This is a genomic window from Acinetobacter legionensis (assembly GCF_057165765.1).
The window spans coordinates 2,356,375-2,375,225 of the sequence record NZ_CM169896.1; the positions used below are offsets into that span (position 1 = coordinate 2,356,375).

The 18,851-nt window shown below is 36.2% G+C and carries 15 protein-coding genes; 5 read left to right on the plus strand and 10 right to left on the minus strand.

The genetic code is table 11. The annotated features are described in order from the left end of the window. Together AC2G3J_RS10890 and AC2G3J_RS10895 are read right to left on the minus strand one after the other, a co-directional pair. Entirely contained in the window at nt 1-723 is a 723-nt protein-coding gene (locus AC2G3J_RS10890) for a pseudouridine synthase (protein ID WP_419327439.1), read from the minus strand. A 107-nt stretch (nt 724-830) separates the two neighbouring features. Then, entirely contained in the window at nt 831-1,739 is a 909-nt protein-coding gene (locus AC2G3J_RS10895) for an NAD(P)/FAD-dependent oxidoreductase (RefSeq protein WP_483769966.1), read from the minus strand. 102 nt (nt 1,740-1,841) lie between these two features. Here AC2G3J_RS10895 and AC2G3J_RS10900 point away from each other — a divergent pair, with 102 nt between their 5' ends. Further along, nucleotides 1,842-2,300, plus strand: a complete 459-nt coding sequence (locus tag AC2G3J_RS10900) for an RrF2 family transcriptional regulator (RefSeq protein WP_336951455.1) — start codon at nt 1,842-1,844, stop codon at nt 2,298-2,300. A gap of 108 nt (nt 2,301-2,408) precedes the next feature. Further along, nucleotides 2,409-2,867 carry a DUF441 domain-containing protein gene (locus AC2G3J_RS10905; RefSeq protein WP_336951457.1) on the plus strand — a complete coding sequence of 153 codons (459 nt, stop codon included), beginning with the start codon at nt 2,409-2,411 and terminating at the stop codon, nt 2,865-2,867. 213 nt (nt 2,868-3,080) lie between these two features. Here AC2G3J_RS10905 and AC2G3J_RS10910 read toward each other — a convergent pair whose 3' ends face one another. From AC2G3J_RS10910 to AC2G3J_RS10925, 4 genes are all read right to left on the minus strand, one after another. Continuing rightward, on the minus strand, nt 3,081-4,094 hold the full coding sequence (locus AC2G3J_RS10910) for a diguanylate cyclase domain-containing protein (RefSeq protein ID WP_336951459.1): 1,014 nt from the start codon (nt 4,092-4,094) through the stop codon (nt 3,081-3,083). Between the two features lie 487 nt (nt 4,095-4,581). Beyond that, nucleotides 4,582-5,802: a sodium/glutamate symporter gene (gene gltS / locus AC2G3J_RS10915; protein ID WP_483769967.1), complete on the minus strand. Its 1,221-nt coding sequence runs from the start codon at nt 5,800-5,802 to the stop codon at nt 4,582-4,584. Nucleotides 5,803-6,110: 308 nt separating this feature from the next. Beyond that, the gene (locus AC2G3J_RS10920; RefSeq protein ID WP_419327436.1) at nt 6,111-6,563 is read right to left on the minus strand and encodes a hypothetical protein; all 453 of its coding nucleotides are present in this window, start codon (nt 6,561-6,563) and stop codon (nt 6,111-6,113) included. 170 nt (nt 6,564-6,733) lie between these two features. Continuing rightward, complete coding sequence (locus AC2G3J_RS10925; RefSeq protein WP_419327435.1) at nt 6,734-7,717, minus strand: ion transporter; 984 nt, start codon at nt 7,715-7,717, stop codon at nt 6,734-6,736. Nucleotides 7,718-8,198: 481 nt separating this feature from the next. On the opposite strand from AC2G3J_RS10925, the gene AC2G3J_RS10930 reads away from it, so the two are divergent. Further along, nucleotides 8,199-8,684, plus strand: coding sequence for an Lrp/AsnC family transcriptional regulator (locus AC2G3J_RS10930; RefSeq protein ID WP_419327434.1), 486 nt, complete (start codon nt 8,199-8,201; stop codon nt 8,682-8,684). Between the two features lie 317 nt (nt 8,685-9,001). Continuing rightward, nucleotides 9,002-10,648, plus strand: coding sequence for a malate dehydrogenase (quinone) (gene mqo, locus AC2G3J_RS10935; RefSeq protein ID WP_419820488.1), 1,647 nt, complete (start codon nt 9,002-9,004; stop codon nt 10,646-10,648). Nucleotides 10,649-12,102: 1,454 nt separating this feature from the next. Here mqo and AC2G3J_RS10940 read toward each other — a convergent pair. From AC2G3J_RS10940 to AC2G3J_RS10955, 4 genes are all read right to left on the minus strand, one after another. Continuing rightward, the gene (locus AC2G3J_RS10940) at nt 12,103-14,742 is read right to left on the minus strand and encodes a bifunctional aconitate hydratase 2/2-methylisocitrate dehydratase (protein WP_336953001.1); all 2,640 of its coding nucleotides are present in this window, start codon (nt 14,740-14,742) and stop codon (nt 12,103-12,105) included. Nucleotides 14,743-15,440: 698 nt separating this feature from the next. Beyond that, the gene (locus AC2G3J_RS10945; protein WP_483769968.1) at nt 15,441-15,710 is read right to left on the minus strand and encodes a hypothetical protein; all 270 of its coding nucleotides are present in this window, start codon (nt 15,708-15,710) and stop codon (nt 15,441-15,443) included. 317 nt (nt 15,711-16,027) lie between these two features. Next, nucleotides 16,028-16,402 carry a hypothetical protein gene (locus AC2G3J_RS10950; protein WP_336953003.1) on the minus strand — a complete coding sequence of 125 codons (375 nt, stop codon included), beginning with the start codon at nt 16,400-16,402 and terminating at the stop codon, nt 16,028-16,030. 71 nt (nt 16,403-16,473) lie between these two features. Then, a complete protein-coding gene (locus tag AC2G3J_RS10955; RefSeq protein WP_483769969.1) occupies nt 16,474-17,238 on the minus strand; it encodes a glutathione S-transferase family protein in 765 nt (254 codons plus the stop codon). A 396-nt stretch (nt 17,239-17,634) separates the two neighbouring features. Between AC2G3J_RS10955 and AC2G3J_RS10960 the strand changes: the two genes are divergently transcribed. After that, nucleotides 17,635-18,840, plus strand: coding sequence for an SfnB family sulfur acquisition oxidoreductase (locus AC2G3J_RS10960; RefSeq protein WP_483769970.1), 1,206 nt, complete (start codon nt 17,635-17,637; stop codon nt 18,838-18,840). The last annotated feature ends 11 nt before the right edge of the window (nt 18,841-18,851 follow it).

Consider the following 18,851-nt stretch of genomic DNA (forward strand, 5'->3'; position numbering starts at 1 on the left):
TCAAATCACTATTTGTTCATTTTGACTATTTCTAGCAGCATTCACCTGATCTTCTGTCAAATAAACCCACTCGCCTTCAACCAATTCTTTAAGTGCTAATTGTCCGACTTGTGCACGATGCAAGCTTTCAACCCTATTACCCACTGCAGCTAACATCCGTTTGACTTGATGATAAACCCCTTGGTGTACAGTCATTTGTAATGCATATTCAGCCAAGCGCTGTACATCTGTTGCTGCAAATGTACCTTTTTCATTGCGTAATTCTACACCCTGTTCAAGTTGTTGAATCTGATCATCTGTAATTGGATCTGCTGTTTGTATTTGATAAACTTTAGCCACGTGCTTTTTAGGATGAGTCAATGCTTGCAAAAACTGCCCATCATCCGTGAGTAGCAATAGACCCGTCGTGTCCTGATCTAAACGACCAACAGTTTGTAAACCACGGTTCATAAGTACATCATCGAATAAATCAAAAACACTAAAATGGTGTGTTGATTGATGGGAACATTCGTAATCCTGCGGTTTATTTAAGGCAATATAGACTTTTTCACGGTATTTAAATGTTTCGGTATAGACTGAAAATACTAGATTTTGGGTATCAAGCTTAAATTTAGGGTCTGTAACGACCTCGTTTTGGATTTGAATTGCACCATTTTTGATGAGTTGTTGGCAATGCTTACGTGAACCAAAGCCTTGTGATTGCAACATTTTTTCCAAGAACATAAATCAATACCTTAAAAATTCACGATACATTTTAAAGTATCGTGAATTGAAACCCAAACAACATTCAGGCTTTTTTAGCCTTATTGATTAATCAATATATGCTTTTATCAAGTATTAAAGATAAATGACTTATGTACAGCAACACCCGCCAGTGCTCCATCTGCAACTGAGAAAGCAACTGAACCACCTGAACGGGTGATATCACCACAAGCATATATCCCTTTAAGATTGGTTTCTTTCATGGCTGTGGTTTGAATGGCTTCGCTATATTCATTTACATCAAGCGCTACACCCAGTTTTTTGATCCAAGGGGCATTCATGCGCATAAAAGTGGAAATGAATAATCCATCTAATTGAACCTGCTCACCATCTTCCAAGACTAAATCACAATGATTGTGTATTTTAAGAATTTTGCGGGTATCCAATTTCACATTTCTTTGTTTAAGCTGTTTAAGTATGACGGGATCTAATTCAGCTTGTGAAATTGCATCATTTAAAAATAAAGTGGTATTGCCCCAGTCGGGTAACATCAGTGCCATATGGATCGAATGTAAACCTGAACATAACACTCCAAGTGTCCCCAGATTTAACTCATAGCCATCACAGTATGGACAATGAAAAATACTTTTCCCCCACCGTTCTGCTAAACCATCGATTTTAGGTAAATCATCGTTAACGCCTGTAGCAATAATTATTTTTTTGACTTGAATGGTTGTACCCGTGTCATCGGCTTGGTCTATTTGAATCTCATATTGCTGCCCGACAGCTCTCACATCGGTGACTGATGCGTTAATACATGACAAAGTTTGGTATTTGTCTAACTGTAATTTTGCATCACGAATAATTGCTGCTGGCGTATTGCCATCTTGGGTTAAGAAATTATGCGAATGTTCAGCAAAACGATTACGATGCATGCCTGCATCAATCATTAACACTTTTTTTCTAGCACGAAGCAATGGTAATGCTGCTGATAAACCTGCATAACTCCCACCAATAATTACGACGTCATAGTTCATTTCCCACACCAATAGGTAACTTTTAAAGTTACTATATTCAGTTATTTTTATAATTGCAACTTTTAATGTTACAATTAGAAAAAGAGCGTTGACTTAAAAACTATGCGTAAAGACAGTAAGCTTTCTCGAATGTTGCATGTGCTATTACATATGGCACGTGAAAAAAAACCGTTCACCTCTGAACAAATTTCAATCATGTTAGACACCAATCCTGTCGTAGTGCGTCGTACCATGTCTGGTTTAAAAAAAGCAGGCTTTGTTCATGCAGACAAAGGCCCTGGTGGTGGCTGGACTTTAGTGCAAACCTTAGAACAAATATCATTATTTGATATTTATCAGGCTGTTGGAGAACCTACTATTTTTGCGATTGGCAATGAACAAGAAACACCCAACTGTCTGGTTGAATTGGTGGTAAATAAGGCTTTAAACCAAGCCATGCAAGAGGCACAAAACATTTTAATACAACAGCTTAAATCAACAAATCTGTCTAAACTAGCACAAGACTTTGAGTATGAATGGAATTTATTGGGTGCTGAAACTCAAAAATTTATTGTCCATTAAATCCGCATTCAGCTGAATTTAAATGTAACTCATCGCCTGACAAGACAAATTCACATGCTGCTTTTCAGTATAATGGGGCGATATATTAATTTTTAATGATGAATATTGATGAGTTTTTCTAGTCTAGACCTAAATTTAATTGTGCTTCTTGTTTTATTGGTCTGCGGCATTTTCAGTCACAATACTGCGGTCACCATTGCAGCTGGGATTTTGATCGTCTTTAGAATCACACCGTTAAGTGAATTTTTCCCATTATTACAGACCCACGGTTTAGAAGTAGGCGTTATTATTTTAACTATTGGTGTGCTTACTCCAATTGCCAGTGGCAAAATCCCTGGTGATGTCATTTTAAAATCATTTATGCACTGGAAATCATTAACAGCTATTGCGATTGGTTTATTAGTTGCATGGTTAGGTGGCCGTGGAGTTTCCTTAATGACCAGCCAACCCAATGTCGTTGCAGGTTTATTGATTGGAACTGTCGCTGGAGTTGCTCTGCTCAGAGGTGTACCTGTTGGTCCCTTGATTGCTGCAGGAATTCTATCTTTACTGATTGGAAAAACTTAAAGTATTTTAAAATATACTCTCTTTACCCTGATCTGATAGTTTCGAGATTTGCTTAAAACTATCAGGTTAAGTAGAGCTACATTCAACTCATAAAATTGATAAATGCTTATACATAACGATTGGCAGATACTCTCAATGCATATGATCCACATAAATGATATTGAACAAACCTAAACTATACTAAAATTTATTTCAAATTAAAGATTTTAAAACTCAAGTGTTTAGGTTGATGATTTTTCTAGAACGTTTATGTTCATACATTTTAAGGTCTGCAAATTCAATCAACTTATTGAGTTCAATGCCATCTTCAGGAAATAAAGCCAGACCTACACTTGCACCCATAGTCAATTTGACGTTTTCAAATACAAATGGTAATCCACATGCTTCAACAATACGATTCATGACTTTTTTTGCCAACTGTTGATCGCCAAGACTGCTTAAAATCACTGCAAACTCATCGCCCCCCAAACGTGCAACCAAATCATCGTGTCGCGTAGTATTGACAATACGTTTACCAATTTCCTTTAATGCCTCATCACCTAAACGGTGTCCATATTGATCATTGATTGGTTTCAAGCCATCCATATCAATGATCAAAATCCCAAGTAGTTTTTGTGTACGTTTCGCTTTTTCAACACCTTGTCTTAGACAATCAAGAAACAAAGCACGATTGGCAAGTCCTGTTAACTGATCCTGTGTGGCAAGTTTATAGAGTTCTTGGGCACCAAACTTACTAGCATGATACATTGCAGCAGCAATCAGTTCAGACATGAGAGTAAGTAAATTTATATCACTTTCTTTAAAAGCATTTACGCGTTCTGAATAAATTTTTAATACACCAATCGGTTCATCACAATGAATTAGTGGTACAACAGCCATAGAACGCAGCCCAACCCGTCTACATGCTTCACGATCTACACGCGCATCAGTTTCACTATCTTTACAATACAAAGTCGTATTCTGCGCGATACAGAGCCCTGAAAGGCTAGAGCCCATCTTTAATCGTAGGCCTAGAAATTGATTAGCGCCATTTGAAACGGCACGATAAACCATATCACCTTCTTCAGCGAGCTCTACAATTGCACCTTTTGCATGGGTAATCAATTGAACTTGCTCTGCCACTAAAGTCATGACAGCATTGATATCTAAGCCTAATTTTGCAATTGCTGTCTGCGTCTGAATCACTGACAGTAATTGTTTTGAGGTTGGTTGTTTCGTTTTAGACATACATCATCCTAGACGAGGGTGATCCAATTTAAGTATATAAGGTCAAACTCTACATTGATGAAATAAGTATGAGTGCCTACTAGCGCTAGCTTCATTTCAAAGCCTGAATAAGTAAATTATTATCAAGCACAGAGTTTATGACATACATATTATGATGATTCATATTTAAAGTATATTACTGTGTTCATTAAATTTTTGAGTAAAAATTCAATCCATTACATCTTTTAAGCTTTAATTTAACTCAAACATTCAATCACTCATCTAATCATTTTTGAAAGTTTAAAGTCTTAAATAGAAAATCTTAGTCTAAATCAAGATTTACCACCCCAATATAGATCTTATAAAACTGTTTCATATTCAAATGAGTAATGAGTAATGAGTAATGAGTAATGAGTAATGATAAAACTAATTTAAATACTAAAAACAGCCACTTTTATGGCTGTTTTCAAATCCTTAAGTGATCGCATCACTTTTTGTAAAAGAACATTTAAAAAAACTTTGTGATGGTTTGAATGACTATAGCATTCACAATATCAACAAAAAATGCACCTGTTAGAGGGATAATTAAAAAAGCTTTATGCGATGGCCCATAAGTATTCGTCACTGCTTGAATATTGGCAATGGCAGTTGGTGTTGCGCCTAAATTCACCCCACACTGACCTGCACACAATACTGCCGCATCATAGTTTTTACCCATAACACGGAAAGTAACAAAAAACAGATATAAAGCAAGAAAAATAGTCTGAACAATCAGAATAATCACCAAAGGACCTGCTAAATCAGCAAGTAGCCATAATTGTAAAGACATCAAGGCAATAGCTAAAAATAATGCCAGCGACGCATTACCAAACACATCAATACAACGGCCAAACAGTTCAATTTTAAATACATATTCCAACGTATTACGTAAAAATACTCCACATCCCAATGCCCATACAAAGGTCGGTAGCTCAAACCATTGCCCTTTGGCAAAACCTGTCATAAAGTTAGCAAATACAATACACAGTGCAAACATTCCTATAGTTTTAACTGCATCATCAGCGGTGATTAAACGGGTTTTTTCTGGATATTCAAATGGCGCTGTTTCAGCCGATGGGGGAGCTTGCATACGCGTTGCTGATGGCGCAATTTCTTCAGCCAATTGATAGCGACGAATCAGAAACTTTGCAACTGGACCACCCATCATTCCACCAATGACCAGCCCAAATGTCGCACTCGCCATTCCTAAGACAACCGCACCTTTGATACCATAATTTTCTTCAAAAATACTGCCCCATGCTCCAGCTGTACCATGTCCACCAGTTAAAGTGACGGATCCTGCAATCAAGCCAATCAAAGGATTTAAATCCAATACAGTTGCCAAACTTATACCAACAGCATTTTGCAATAACACATAAATCACCACGCAAACCATAAAAAGAAGCAGCGATTTCCCTCCTTCTTTTAATTTAACCAGACTTGCACTCAGTCCAACAGAAGTAAAAAACATCAACATAAAACTTTGTTGAATATTGGCATTAAAATTTACGGTTAAATTAAATTGCTTAAACAGTACAAATGTTACAGCAGCAGCAATTAACCCACCTACGACAGGTTCAGGAATATTATATTGCTTTAATATACTGATCTTATTAACAAGAAAATAACCAATAAAAAGAACGGCTACAGCAATTGCAATCGTGCCAAAAATATCAACATTAATGTTCATTGTTAACCATTCAAAACTTTTATGGCGTTATTAATACTTAAATTTACTCAATAATTCATTAAAAAATATGTAAAACTATTATTAGTCTATTCATTGGTCAAAATATTTAGAAGAATTTTCATCACTAAGCAGATTGAAATTATCACTTTTATTGTGAAGCTTTTAAAGCAAGGATTGATTCGTCTCAGCCAATGTAAGAATCGATAGAGCTATACAGATGATGACCTAATTAAACATTGATAAAGGTACATTAAAATAAAATAAGGAAGCGATGTGCTTCCTTGTTTCTATTCTCATAAAGTATTCATCTATTTTTTAACTTCTATTTCAGCTGTAGAATTTGAATCATTTTTATACTCTGACATTGTCAATAATTTAGAGCTTTCTAAACGATCATCAGCATCAAAAACCATTTCATAAGAAGTTTTTTTCCCATTAAAAGCTGATTCTGTTGGTGTGCCAATAATTTCCCAAAGTCCTAAAGTGAAGACATCTGCCGCACCGTGCCAAACCGCACGGCTTATTTTATTAGCCTTTGAATATCCCTGCATAAATGTGTAAATTTCATAACGTTTACCATTTTTAAATTCAGATGTAATAGGTGCCCCAATTTCAGCAATAATTAAACTACGATCTACGCCTTTATTAAATATTGATAAATCTTTTTTGGTTGGTTGCTTTGTTGCCATGACAGCAGCGCAGCCTGTATTTAGAGAAATTACAGCAAATAAAACAATTTTTGATAAACTTTTAATTTTCATACTTAATTACAATCCAATGCGTTATGTCGACAATCCATTCTTTTGTTCAGTTGTAATTGCCTGATCTTTTACATTGTATCTGAAGTGTAACTTTAGAAAAAGTTATTTTTAATCGTTACACTTCAATTTTTCATTTATTTTTTATTGTATAAATCCCTTTTTAATCATACTCACTCAGGTAACTTATATCCGCAATTTGGACAGAAACAATACTTGTTTTTTTCTCTTTCCAATTCCTGCTCTTTACGTTCTCGAATCAGTTGTAAAACAATATCTCGCGTCTGCTCAGCAGATAAGCCAACATCTCTACGAATCTCATCAATTTTGTCTTCATCATGAATAATATCAATTTCGCAACTTTCTAACAGATCTCGAAACTTCAACTCCAGTTGTTGTTTTCTTAACTCTAATTCATTGGCTAAACCATTTGCCAAAATACCTGCAGGTAAAGCGGCTAATCCGACGCCAAGTATGGTAATCAATGCACCAAGAAAACGTCCAAGGGGTGTAATCGGTGTTACATCACCATAACCAACAGTGGTTAATGTCACCACGGCCCACCACATAGATGCAGGGATTGAGCTAAAGACATCAGGTTGCGCTCGACCTTCCACGACATAGATACCTGCTGCTGCCATTACGATCATAATGACCAAAATAAAAATTACTGCTTGAAATGAACCTTTTTCACGTTCTATAACACGAAGTAAAATCTGTAGTGAAATGAAATATCGGGTAAGTTTCAATAAACGTAATAAGCGTAAAATCCGCAAAAATCTCAAATCAATATGTACAAAGAAGTTGATATATGCAGGTAAAATCGCCAGTAAATCGATAATCGCAGCACCACTGGTCACATATTTCCAGCGTACTCTCCACTCAGAATCAAACGGTTCTTTTTCTACAACACTCCAAAAACGTAAAATATATTCAGCTGTAAATACAATGATTGAAAAATCTTCAAAAGCATCGAAATAAAGTTGATAGGCTTTATAGACATCATTGATTGATTCTAAAAGCACCGCAACAACATTACCAATAATTAGAAAAATCAAAGAAAAATTGATCGCACGACTAAACCATGTTTCATAATCTTCATTATGCAAATTGTCATATACAAATTTTCGAAGTGTGTACCAAGCTGTGAATCGCATGCATTATTCTTTATTTTAAAAATAAAGCATCTTAATACTTCTCGATTTAATTGCACATCTTCAGCTACTTGAGATTACAATTTTGTTGACTATTTTGAATGTTAAAGCCTCGAACTCAAAGTATAAGTATATCTTATTCATTGCATAATTTTTTGTTATAGAATAAATAAGATTACAATGTCTTATTGAATCATATGCATTTTGTGAAGGCGCGGTTGAATTTTATCGTTTTAAAGCTATTTTTATAAATTTTTTAAAGCGTAGAATAAGGTCGCGGACAGTATCGTTAAAGGCACCCTTTCCTCTAAAGATACTATCCGCTAAATCAAAGCCAGTCTCCCAAATGTCTTTGATTTGATAAGTTTATTCTAACGTTCTACTGAATAGAATGTTTCCCGTATTTAATATAAATCTCCAGTATTTTCGGAATGATTTTTCACATATTTCATTATTATCGAAAATATTTTCTGTGGTAAAGCTCATGAATGAAAGTCAGTACACTTTAGATAGGATTGATCGCAAAATTTTATCGGCACTTCGAAAAGATGGACGTTTAACAGTCGCTCAGCTTTCTGATCTGGTTGGACTCTCCTCTTCACCATGTTGGACACGCGTTAAACGTCTAGAATCTTTAAATGTCATTGAAGGCTATACTGCAACCATTAATGCCAAAGCCATCGGGATTAATGAGCTATTTTTTATTGAGATCACTTTAGAACGTCATGACGACGAGATCTTAGAACAATTTAGTGATGCGCTTAGTCAAATGCCTGAAGTTATAGAAGCGCATTTGGTAACAGGTGATTATGATTATTTGGTCAAAGTTGCGGTGAAAAATGCTGAACATTATGAACGCTTTTTACGTAAAAACTTATATTCAATGAAAGGTATTCGTCATACCCGCTCTATTTTTGCTTTACGTCCTTTAAAGCTTGAAAATAAATCAGACCTAATGATGATTGAATGAGCAAAAAAACTGAGAAGAGTTTTCATATTTAGACTGAAAACTCTTGTTTTTAGCATATTTTTCAGCCAATTTAAAGATACAAAAAGCTTAACACCTACAAAAAATAGTACTTTAGTCTAAGACTTTTTTGAATATTTATTACACAAATATACTAATCAAATTTTAATCTGGTTGTTTTTCGTACACATCTTTACAAATTTAAAAACAAATTATTTCATATATTTAAATCATTTACGAAAAAAATCATTACACAAACTAAGATTTATGTAACTTTTCTACATTACAATATTATTAAAACTTGATGAAACAGGAAATATATGAAGAGATTTTTTAAATACCTACTGATTGTCATCGGGGTTATATTTGTTATTGGATTGATCTTTTTATTTAGACCAATTGCTTCTAAAAAAGTCAACACAACAGCAGATGAACCAGTTGTAGATGTGGTACTTGTTGGTGGCGGTATTATGAGTGCAACCTTGGGGACTTACCTCAATGAAGTTGAACCAGACTGGACTATCAATATGTATGAGCGTTTGGATCAAGTAGGTCAAGAAAGTTCTGCGGGATTCAACAACGCAGGAACGGGACACTCTGGCTTTATGGAAATGAACTATACCCCTGAGAAAGACGGTAAAGTTGATATTAAAAAAGCCATTGATACTGCTTCACAGTTTGAAGTAAGTAAACAATTCTGGGCTTATCAAGTCAAAAATGGCGTGCTGGGTCAACCAAACAGCTTTATTAATCCTGTACCACATATTGCCTTTGTTTGGGGCGATAGCGTGAACTACATGAAAAAACGTTATGAAGCGATGAGCCAAAGCCCAATGTTCGAAGGATTAAAATATACTGAAAATCCTGCTGAAATTAAGCAATGGGCGCCTTTAGTTATGCAGGGCCGTGATGCAAACCAAAAAGTTGCTGCAACACGTATGGACGTAGGTTCTGATGTAAATTATGGTTCAATTACGACTCAATTAATTGATCATTTGAAAAAACAGCCTAAATTCAAACTTGAAACTTCATCTGAAGTAACAGGTATTAGTCAAAATGCAGACAAAACTTGGACTGTATCGTTTAAAAATCTAAAAACCAACACAACCAGTCATGTTAAAACTCGCCATGTGTTTATTGGTGCGGGCGGTGCTGCAATTAGATTATTACAAATGACAGGTCTGGAAGAAACTAAGCAATATGCTGGCTTCCCGATCGGTGGTATTTTCTTGATGACAGACAATCCAGCTGTTACATCACAACATACTGCAAAAGTCTATGGTAAGCCTGAATTAGGTGCACCTCCGATGTCTGTACCACACATTGATACTCGTTACGTTGATGGTAAAAAGTATGTATTGTTTGGCCCATTCGCAACCTATTCAAACAAGTTCCTAAAAAATGGCTCTCAGTTTGATTTAATTGATGCGACCAACAAAAACAATGTGATTCCGATGGCAACCATTGGAATAGAAAATCTGGACTTGGTGAAATATTTAGTCAGCCAAGTGGCGATGTCTAAGCAAGATCAGTTCAATGAATTGAAAAAGTATTATCCAGATGCAAAAATTGAAGACTGGACTTTAAGCCAAGCTGGCCAACGTGTTCAAATCATCAAAAAAGCACCGGGTAAACCAGCAACACTTCAATTCGGTACTGAGATTTTCACCTCTAAAGATGGTTCAATCACGGGCCTTCTTGGTGCTTCACCAGGTGCATCAACCTCTCCATACATTATGTTGAGCTTGATGGAAAAAGCGTTCCCAGAGCAAGTGAAAGGTAAATGGAATCCAAAATTGCATGAGATTGTGAAGTCTTATCAACAGGATTTAAATACCAACCCTGCTCTGCTTGATCAAGTGCGTACATATACCAGCTCGACTTTAGGTTTAAACTATACACCTACTCGTAAAGCTGCAAATGATGCGACAGCCGCTGCTGCACCTGCTGTAGCAAATGCACATTAATTTTCTTGTGTAAAAAAGATGAGCTACAGCTCATCTTTTTTATGGCTGAATATCTCATTTTGTGTTTTAATAGACTCAGTATGAGATGAGCCTTATATAAGTATAGAGTGATCTATACGACTAGCCCCTGAATAAGGGGCTTTTTAATGCCTACTCAAAAACTTTCTGATTAAGCAAATGGTTATTAAAGAAAATTAAGCTTTACCCAATTGATTAATTTATAAAAAATGATCAAAAAATTTATTTATTTTCACTGAATCTAATTGATTTAAAACAGATCATTAAAATTTTAGAATAATAAAAATTTGAATGTAATAATTTACTTATAAAAATAGATTACGAGGATTTATTTTGAATCAAACTATATATCAGTTGTTTTAAGTTATCTTGAATATCTTTGGGTAATTGTATAAATAAAGCATCGATAGGCATCTTATCCCAATTTTCTGAGACATTCTCTTGCTCATCTAAACTCTCAGCCAATAAGAATAGCTGTGCGACAGAACAATTAAAAGCTTCCGCAAGGTATCGGAGTATTGCAGGACTGTACCCTTGATTACCATTCTCAAGATTGGAAATATTACTTTTTGAAATATTGGAAAAAATCGGCTAATTGCTGTTGAGTCCAGCCCTTCCGTTTTCTCAAATAACATATTGGATGACCTAGAGATCAACTCATTAACAAATGCATTATTTGATTTCGTGAACACTGATTTTGATCTATCGAGCATTAATCATTATGTCGTTATTTTAGATTTTAAAGATATGATGGCTGACATTTTAAAAATGTATAGTTAACAAATTATTATTTTTATCAAAAAATATCTGTACTAAATTCCTAAATGAAAAATATACAATTGCCGATTTGAATCAATGATTTGTTTAATACACTCTTTCATTTGGTCAAACTGATCCACCACTTTATATTTCTGAAATATTAATTTTTCTTGCTCTTCAACAAATTTATAAGTTTATCCTTTACTAAATTTTAGAAATTTCAGAAATAATTTTATAACATTTATAATACTGCTGATTATGTTATATGCAGCTAAAGCCCCTTTCGAATCAATAATCGTTTGAACATAGTAATTTAAACCAGTATGTCTAACCTTTTTAGATGGATTATAAGTTGGTATCTGTTGTAAGAAACCATAAAAAACATAATTTGATTATCATGTATAGATACATCATAAGGTACTTGATTAACCAGTTGCATATGATCTTCATATGCATATGTTTCTTTATCTAGGACAACAAAATCGTGTACTTGAGCCATTTCTCACCAGTTTATATAACATTGATGTAATTCCTTTACTCTATTGTATAAACCATTCGAATATCATTTTAACCATTATATTTAAGTAAATAGCACATATAAGCATTTTTATACATAAAACTAAGGGCTGAATAATCAGCCCTTAGTTTCAACTCAATTTAATATATTTTTCAATAGATTAGCTTAATTGAGCAGCAGCAATTTTCTTAGTATCGATACCTTTAGCAGCATCTGTATACTCGCCCATCTTGTCGAAGTTCAAGTATTGATAGATGTCAGCAGACATGCTGTCAATTTGAGCAGCATATTGTTGATACTCTTCAGGAGAAGGTAATTTGCCAAGTACCGCAGCAACAGATGCAAGCTCAGCAGAAGCTAGGTATACATTTGCGCCTTGACCTAAACGGTTCGGGAAGTTACGCGTAGAAGTCGATACACAAGTAGTGTTCGGAGCTACACGTGCTTGGTTACCCATACATAATGAACAACCTGGCATTTCAGTACGCGCGCCAGCTTTACCATAAATGTTATAGAAACCTTCTTCCATCAATTGATGCTCGTCCATACGTGTTGGTGGAGCCAACCATAATCGAGTAGACAATGAACCACCTGGTACTTTATCAAGTAATTTACCAGCTGCACGGAAGTGACCAATGTTCGTCATACAAGAACCAACGAATACTTCATCAATCTTAACGCCTTGAACATCAGAAAGAAGTTTAGCGTCATCTGGATCGTTCGGGCAGCAAAGAACTGGTTCTTTAATGTCAGCAAGATCAATTTCATACACTTTAGTGTATTCAGCATCAGCATCAGCTTTAAGAAGTGATGGATTCGCTAACCATTTTTCCATGTTCTCAACACGGCGAGCCATAGTACGTGCATCGCCATAACCTTGAGAAATCATCCACTTCAACATGGTGATGTTAGAGTTCAGGTATTCAGCAACTTTCGTTTCAGAAAGTGTGATTGAACAACCAGCAGCAGAACGTTCAGCAGAAGCATCAGAAAGTTCGAATGCTTGCTCTACAGTTAGGTCAGTTTCCATTTCTGTTAAGTCGATTTCTAAGATACGACCAGAGAAAATGTTTTTCTTACCTTTTTTCTCTACAGTTAAGTCACCCGCTTGAATCGCGTAGTAAGGAATTGCATGTACAAGGTCACGTAGCGTGATACCAGGTTGCATTTTACCTTTGAACTTAACAAGTACAGACTCAGGCATATCTAATGGCATAACACCAGTTGCAGCAGCAAACGCGACTAGACCAGAACCCGCTGGGAATGAAATACCGATTGGGAAACGTGTATGTGAGTCACCACCAGTACCAACTGTATCTGGAAGAAGCATACGGTTTAACCAAGAGTGAATAATACCGTCACCTGGACGTAATGAAACACCACCACGGTTCATGATGAAATCAGGAAGCGTATGTTGCATTTGAACGTCAACTGGTTTTGGATATGCAGCTGTGTGACAGAAAGATTGCATCACAAGATCAGCAGAGAAACCTAAGCAAGCTAAGTCTTTCAATTCATCACGTGTCATCGGACCAGTCGTATCTTGCGAACCAACAGTCGTCATTTTCGGTTCACAGTAAGTACCTGGACGAACGCCTTGACCTTCTGGAAGACCACAAGCACGGCCAACCATTTTTTGAGCTTGAGTAAAGCCTTTACCAGTGTTTTCAGGTTGAACTGGAACACGGAATAAAGTAGATGCTGGCAGACCTAAAGCTTCACGCGCTTTAGTTGTCAAACCACGACCAACGATTAAGTTGATACGACCACCCGCACGAACTTCGTCAAGAAGAACAGGCGTCTTCAACTCAGATTCAGCGATTTGCTCGCCTGCTTTAAATGCAGTTACTTTCGCTGCAGCATGATCAATTTTAAGAACGATTTCATCGCCCATGTTCATGTTAGCAACATCAATTTCAACAGGTAACGCACCAGCATCTTCCATTGTGTTGAAGAAAATTGGAGCGATTTTAGAACCTAAGCAGTAACCACCGTCTTTTTTGTTCGGGATGTGAGCAATGTCATCACCAAAGAACCAAAGCACTGAGTTAGTCGCTGATTTACGAGAAGAACCCGTACCAACAACGTCACCAACATAAGCAACTTGGTTGCCTTTTGCGATGAGTTCTTTGATTTGGTTTAATGGACCAACTTCACCAGGAACTTCTGGGTTGATACCATCACGTACGTTTTTAAGCATTGCGTTTGCATGCAATGGGATATCTGGACGGCTCCAAGCATCTTGTGCAGGAGACAAATCATCAGTATTTGTTTCGCCAGTTACTTTGAAAACAGTAAGTTTGATTTCTTCTGGAACGTCTTTACGGCTAGTAAACCATTCAGCATCAGCCCAAGATTGCATAACGGCTTGTGCATTTGCATTACCCGCTTTGGCTTTTTCAGCAACGTCATGGAACGCATCAAATACAAGAAGCGTTTTTTTCAATGCTTCAGCAGCTAAGCTTGAAAGTGCAGCATCATCAAGTAATTCAACCAAAGGTGCTACGTTATAACCACCAAGCATAGTACCTAATAAGTAAACCGCACGCTCTTTAGAAACCAATGGAGAAGTCGCTTCACCTTTAGCAACAGCAGTCAAGAAAGCAGCTTTTACATATGCAGCTTGGTCAACACCTGCTGGAACACGGTTTTCAAGCAAATCTACTAAAAATGCTTCTTCACCCGCTGGTGGATTTTTTAGTAATTCAACCAAGTCAGCAGTTTGAGCATCGTCAAGTGGCTTCGGTGGGACTCCGAGTGCGGCACGTTCTGCAACGTGTTGGCGGTAAGCTTCTAGCACGGTGTAATTCCTCTTTTTAAAAATTTACCTGTGAATTCCTGCTTATTAAAGCTTCACAGGCAATATGGACTGTCAAATTTTACTAAAAATCAAGCCAAAAGTTAATGCAATGAGCGTATTAATTCGTGATGACCATTATTTTATAAATAAATACTCATCACTTTTCGCTTCATTTAACTACAGATCTACACAGTACGCTTTCATCAGACGTTTATGTAAATTATTTCTCAAATTAAATCGAAAAATCCCTAAAAATACAGGGTCTGTTGACAATTCGTCTATGTTTTCGACTACGGGTGTTTTTTAGATGATACAAGGCATGAAATATGAAATTTAGTCATTCTAAATGAATAGTTCGTAACGATGTAGCAGCAAAAAACACTCTAGTCCCCCCGCTGCGCCTTGCGCTGCAAACAAAGCAGTACTTTGTTCTTGCTCAGGGTTGTGGCTAAAATTATCTCAGTCTGCGTTATGAAACTCAAAAATAATCTCGCTATTCTCTTCGTTTCATACCTTGCCTGCTCAATTTTAGCCTACAACTCAAACCATTTATGAAATGCCAGCAGACCCTTATCTTTGTAAAACATGAACTTCTCTTTAATCCGAAAGAAGTTATGCCTACATGGCTTTTAGACTGTTTTAGCCATAAAAAAAGGCAACATATGTTGCCTTTTTTTTAGAGCAAAGTACATTCCACCTTAGTGGACTGTTGTACTGTCTACATACTTTTGAAATTCTGTACGACAACCTTCAAATTTCATTTGCACTTCATCTTCATGAAACATTGAATGTTCAGTACACGCAAATGAAATTTTTACTTGGTATAACTTCGCTCGTTCGTCAATGACGTCTTGGAAAAAAACTTGATCACCTAAACTCAGCACATAATGACTTCCGCTAATCACAGCGACACCATTGCCATCTTCTAAGAGCAAATCTGCATTATGTAAATAAGCAACTACTTCCATTGTCTCACTCCTATGCTACTTTTTGTTTTCTATTTCTATATTGTATATATGCTTTTCAATTTATATGCTAATCATTTTTTGTGACGAGGCTTGTCGATTACTTAGAGATTCTCGATAACCCAACATAAAAAACACGACATGGTAATCTTTATGCAAAAAACACATATAAATGATTTAAAGGGATGGACACTCAAAAGTGTGAATGTATTGACCATTCACGATTCGCATTTCTAATTTACACAAATTCTATTCTTTCATTGTCTGCTAACCAAGCATATTGCCTATTTTGGTACTTTAAGCCATAAAAAAACCGCTCCTTAGAACGGTTTATAATCTGGCATTTTTTTCGGATCATGCGGTGTATTTAAACACTGTTCAAATGCTTCGTTCTTAAACTTTGCTTGAACTGCATCTTTATCCGCTTTTAGCTCTGCATCTGATAATGCATAGACTTTTTCTAAATACTCAAGTACAAAGCCTTTAGTCGTTGGATCAGTGACTTTATTTGCATACTCAATTGCTTCTTTCTTGGTAATCCCATTTTGACGATCTAGAGTAATAGAGCGTGCAGCATTACCAATACTGGTACAGTAACCTTTCCAAATTTCTTCAGGAGTTGCAGGCTTTTTCTCAGTACAACCCACCATCAATAAAACAGTGCTTATCGCACCTAAAATTACGAACTTCTGCATTAAAAAATCTCCAATTCCACACTATGATACTTAATTTTTTAGTAAATTGGAGAGTTTCTTGCTTTGAAATCTTACATTCCTCGCCAATCTATACGTGCATTGCGCTCCGTGGCATAAATTCTTTTCACGTATTGCCCTAAAGGCAGTTCTAACAAATGTTGGCTAAATTCGGTAAATTCTTGAGAAATATTTTCTGCATATTCCTTTTCCCACGGTGTCGCAGGTAATTCTAATAAAGGCGCAAGAATTGAACATACAGAGATATCTGCTAAACCAAGACGGTCACCCACAAAATAACGGCAACCGTTATCAATCAAAATCTTATTCAAACTGTCGATAGTCAGCTCTAAATTGTATTTAGATTCTTCGACTTTCTCTTTATCTAATTGATAACTTTTTGAAACCATGGTTTTTAGAATAGGCTTTGAAATTTTTTCAAATTGACGTAAATAGCCTTTTTCACCAATCATAATCTCTAGCGGTTCATCGCCTTCTGCTAAAGCATGTGCCAATCCCCAACGACGTACATGAATACCTAACTCATTGGCAATCAAATCAATTTCTAAGGTTTTTTCACGAAGCGTATGATCGGTACGAAGCAGTCGATGTTCAGGATAAACGTCATCTAGATACAATGCGATTTGAGTCGACCCCGCAATAAAACGTTCTCCATCTTTTAAAATAGGCAGCTTGTTTTGCCCTGTTTTAAGTTGTGCAAATGCACGATGGACACCTGGGATTAAATTCTGCGCAACAAAATCCAATTCTTTATGATCAAGCAACCAACGAGCTTTTTCACAGTAATGCGAGAGTGGGAATTGGTACAACGTACGCATGTAATCTCCAAATTATTTTTTTAATTAAAAGCTTAGATAAATCTAAAAGTTAAGATTAATCCTGAGTAATCTCCTGTACTTTAGACATTCATCGTCTGAATTACAATGTACTTTTTACTTCAATCGCTCGTCATATGACCCAATGCTTATTCTATGGTTATATCTGTTTCTTTATTCTTTATTCGTGATAGGAATAACAAAGCTAACTCCGACTAAGAGACAGACCTGATAAAACAAAAATAAATAATAAATTTCAATTATTTAGCTTATATTTAATATTAAAAAACTTTGCGATTTTTATCCTAACAATATTTTTAGATAAGTTAAGCACAATAGTTCGTTTAATTTTTACCACAATATTGCTTAGCGTTTTGGTATCTATTGAAAGGTGCCAATATGTCTAGTTTGAATTCTTCTACCTCAGCCTTTGTGATCCAAAACGATCAACAAGCAATAAATGCAGCTTACCAAGTTGCTGATTTTGCTTTGGTAGAACGAAATATACGTGATCAACAACGAATTTTACCTGTTGATGTCATTCAAGAATTAAGCCTCAAAGGATTAGGCGGAATTCGTATTGCCAAAAAATATGGTGGCGCTCAAGTTTCAAATAAAACCCTTGCGCATGTTTTTCGTATTTTATCCAAGGCAGATGCCAGTGTTGGTCAGATTCCTCAAAATCAATTTGGCTTGTTAAATGCCATTGAGCATATCGCCAATGAACAGCAAAAACAGTTTATTTATACTGAAATTTTAAATGGTAAACGTCTTTCTAATGGTGGCCCAGAACGCAATACTAAAGATACCCGCACTATTGAAACACGTTTAGAACAGATCAATGGTCAATATTTTTTAAATGGTGAGAAGTTTTATTCAACGGGTTCATATTTTGCCGATTGGTTGGCGATACGTGCAATTCATCCAGATGGACATATTGTTTTAACTGTTATTGATGCAAAAGCCGACGGTGTTGAAATTGTTGATGATTGGGATGGCTTTGGACAACGTACAACGGCAAGTGGCACAGTGCGTTTAAAGAATGTTGTGGTTCACCCAGATCTTATTATGGATGAAAAACCACTTGCCGATGCTTCAAAATATCGTGGTGCGTACTCACAACTGATTCAGGTTGCGATTGATGTGGGCATTGCAGAAGCTGCGTTTGCAGATACTTTATCTGCAATCCATAAAGCGCGTCCAATCATTGATGCCAATGTGGATAAAGCCAGTTTTGAAGCGTATACCCTACAAGAAGTCGGTAAGCTCAATATCTTACTCGATGCATCCATTTTATTACTGGATGAAGCCGCAGAATATTTAGATCAATTAGATTCACAAGATATCGTCAGTCCTGAACAAGCCAGTAAAGCCTCCATTATCGTTGCTGAGGCAAAAGTGTATGCCAATGATGCAGCACTACTTATTTCTGAAAAGCTACTTGAATTGGGCGGTAGTCGTTCAAGTCTAGCAACACATAATCTCGATCAACACTGGCGCAATGCTCGTGTACATACCTTACATGACCCTGTGCGTTGGAAACTTCATGCCATTGGAAACTATTACTTAAATGGTACGCAAAATCAGCGCCATGCGTGGATTTAAAGTTAAACGAC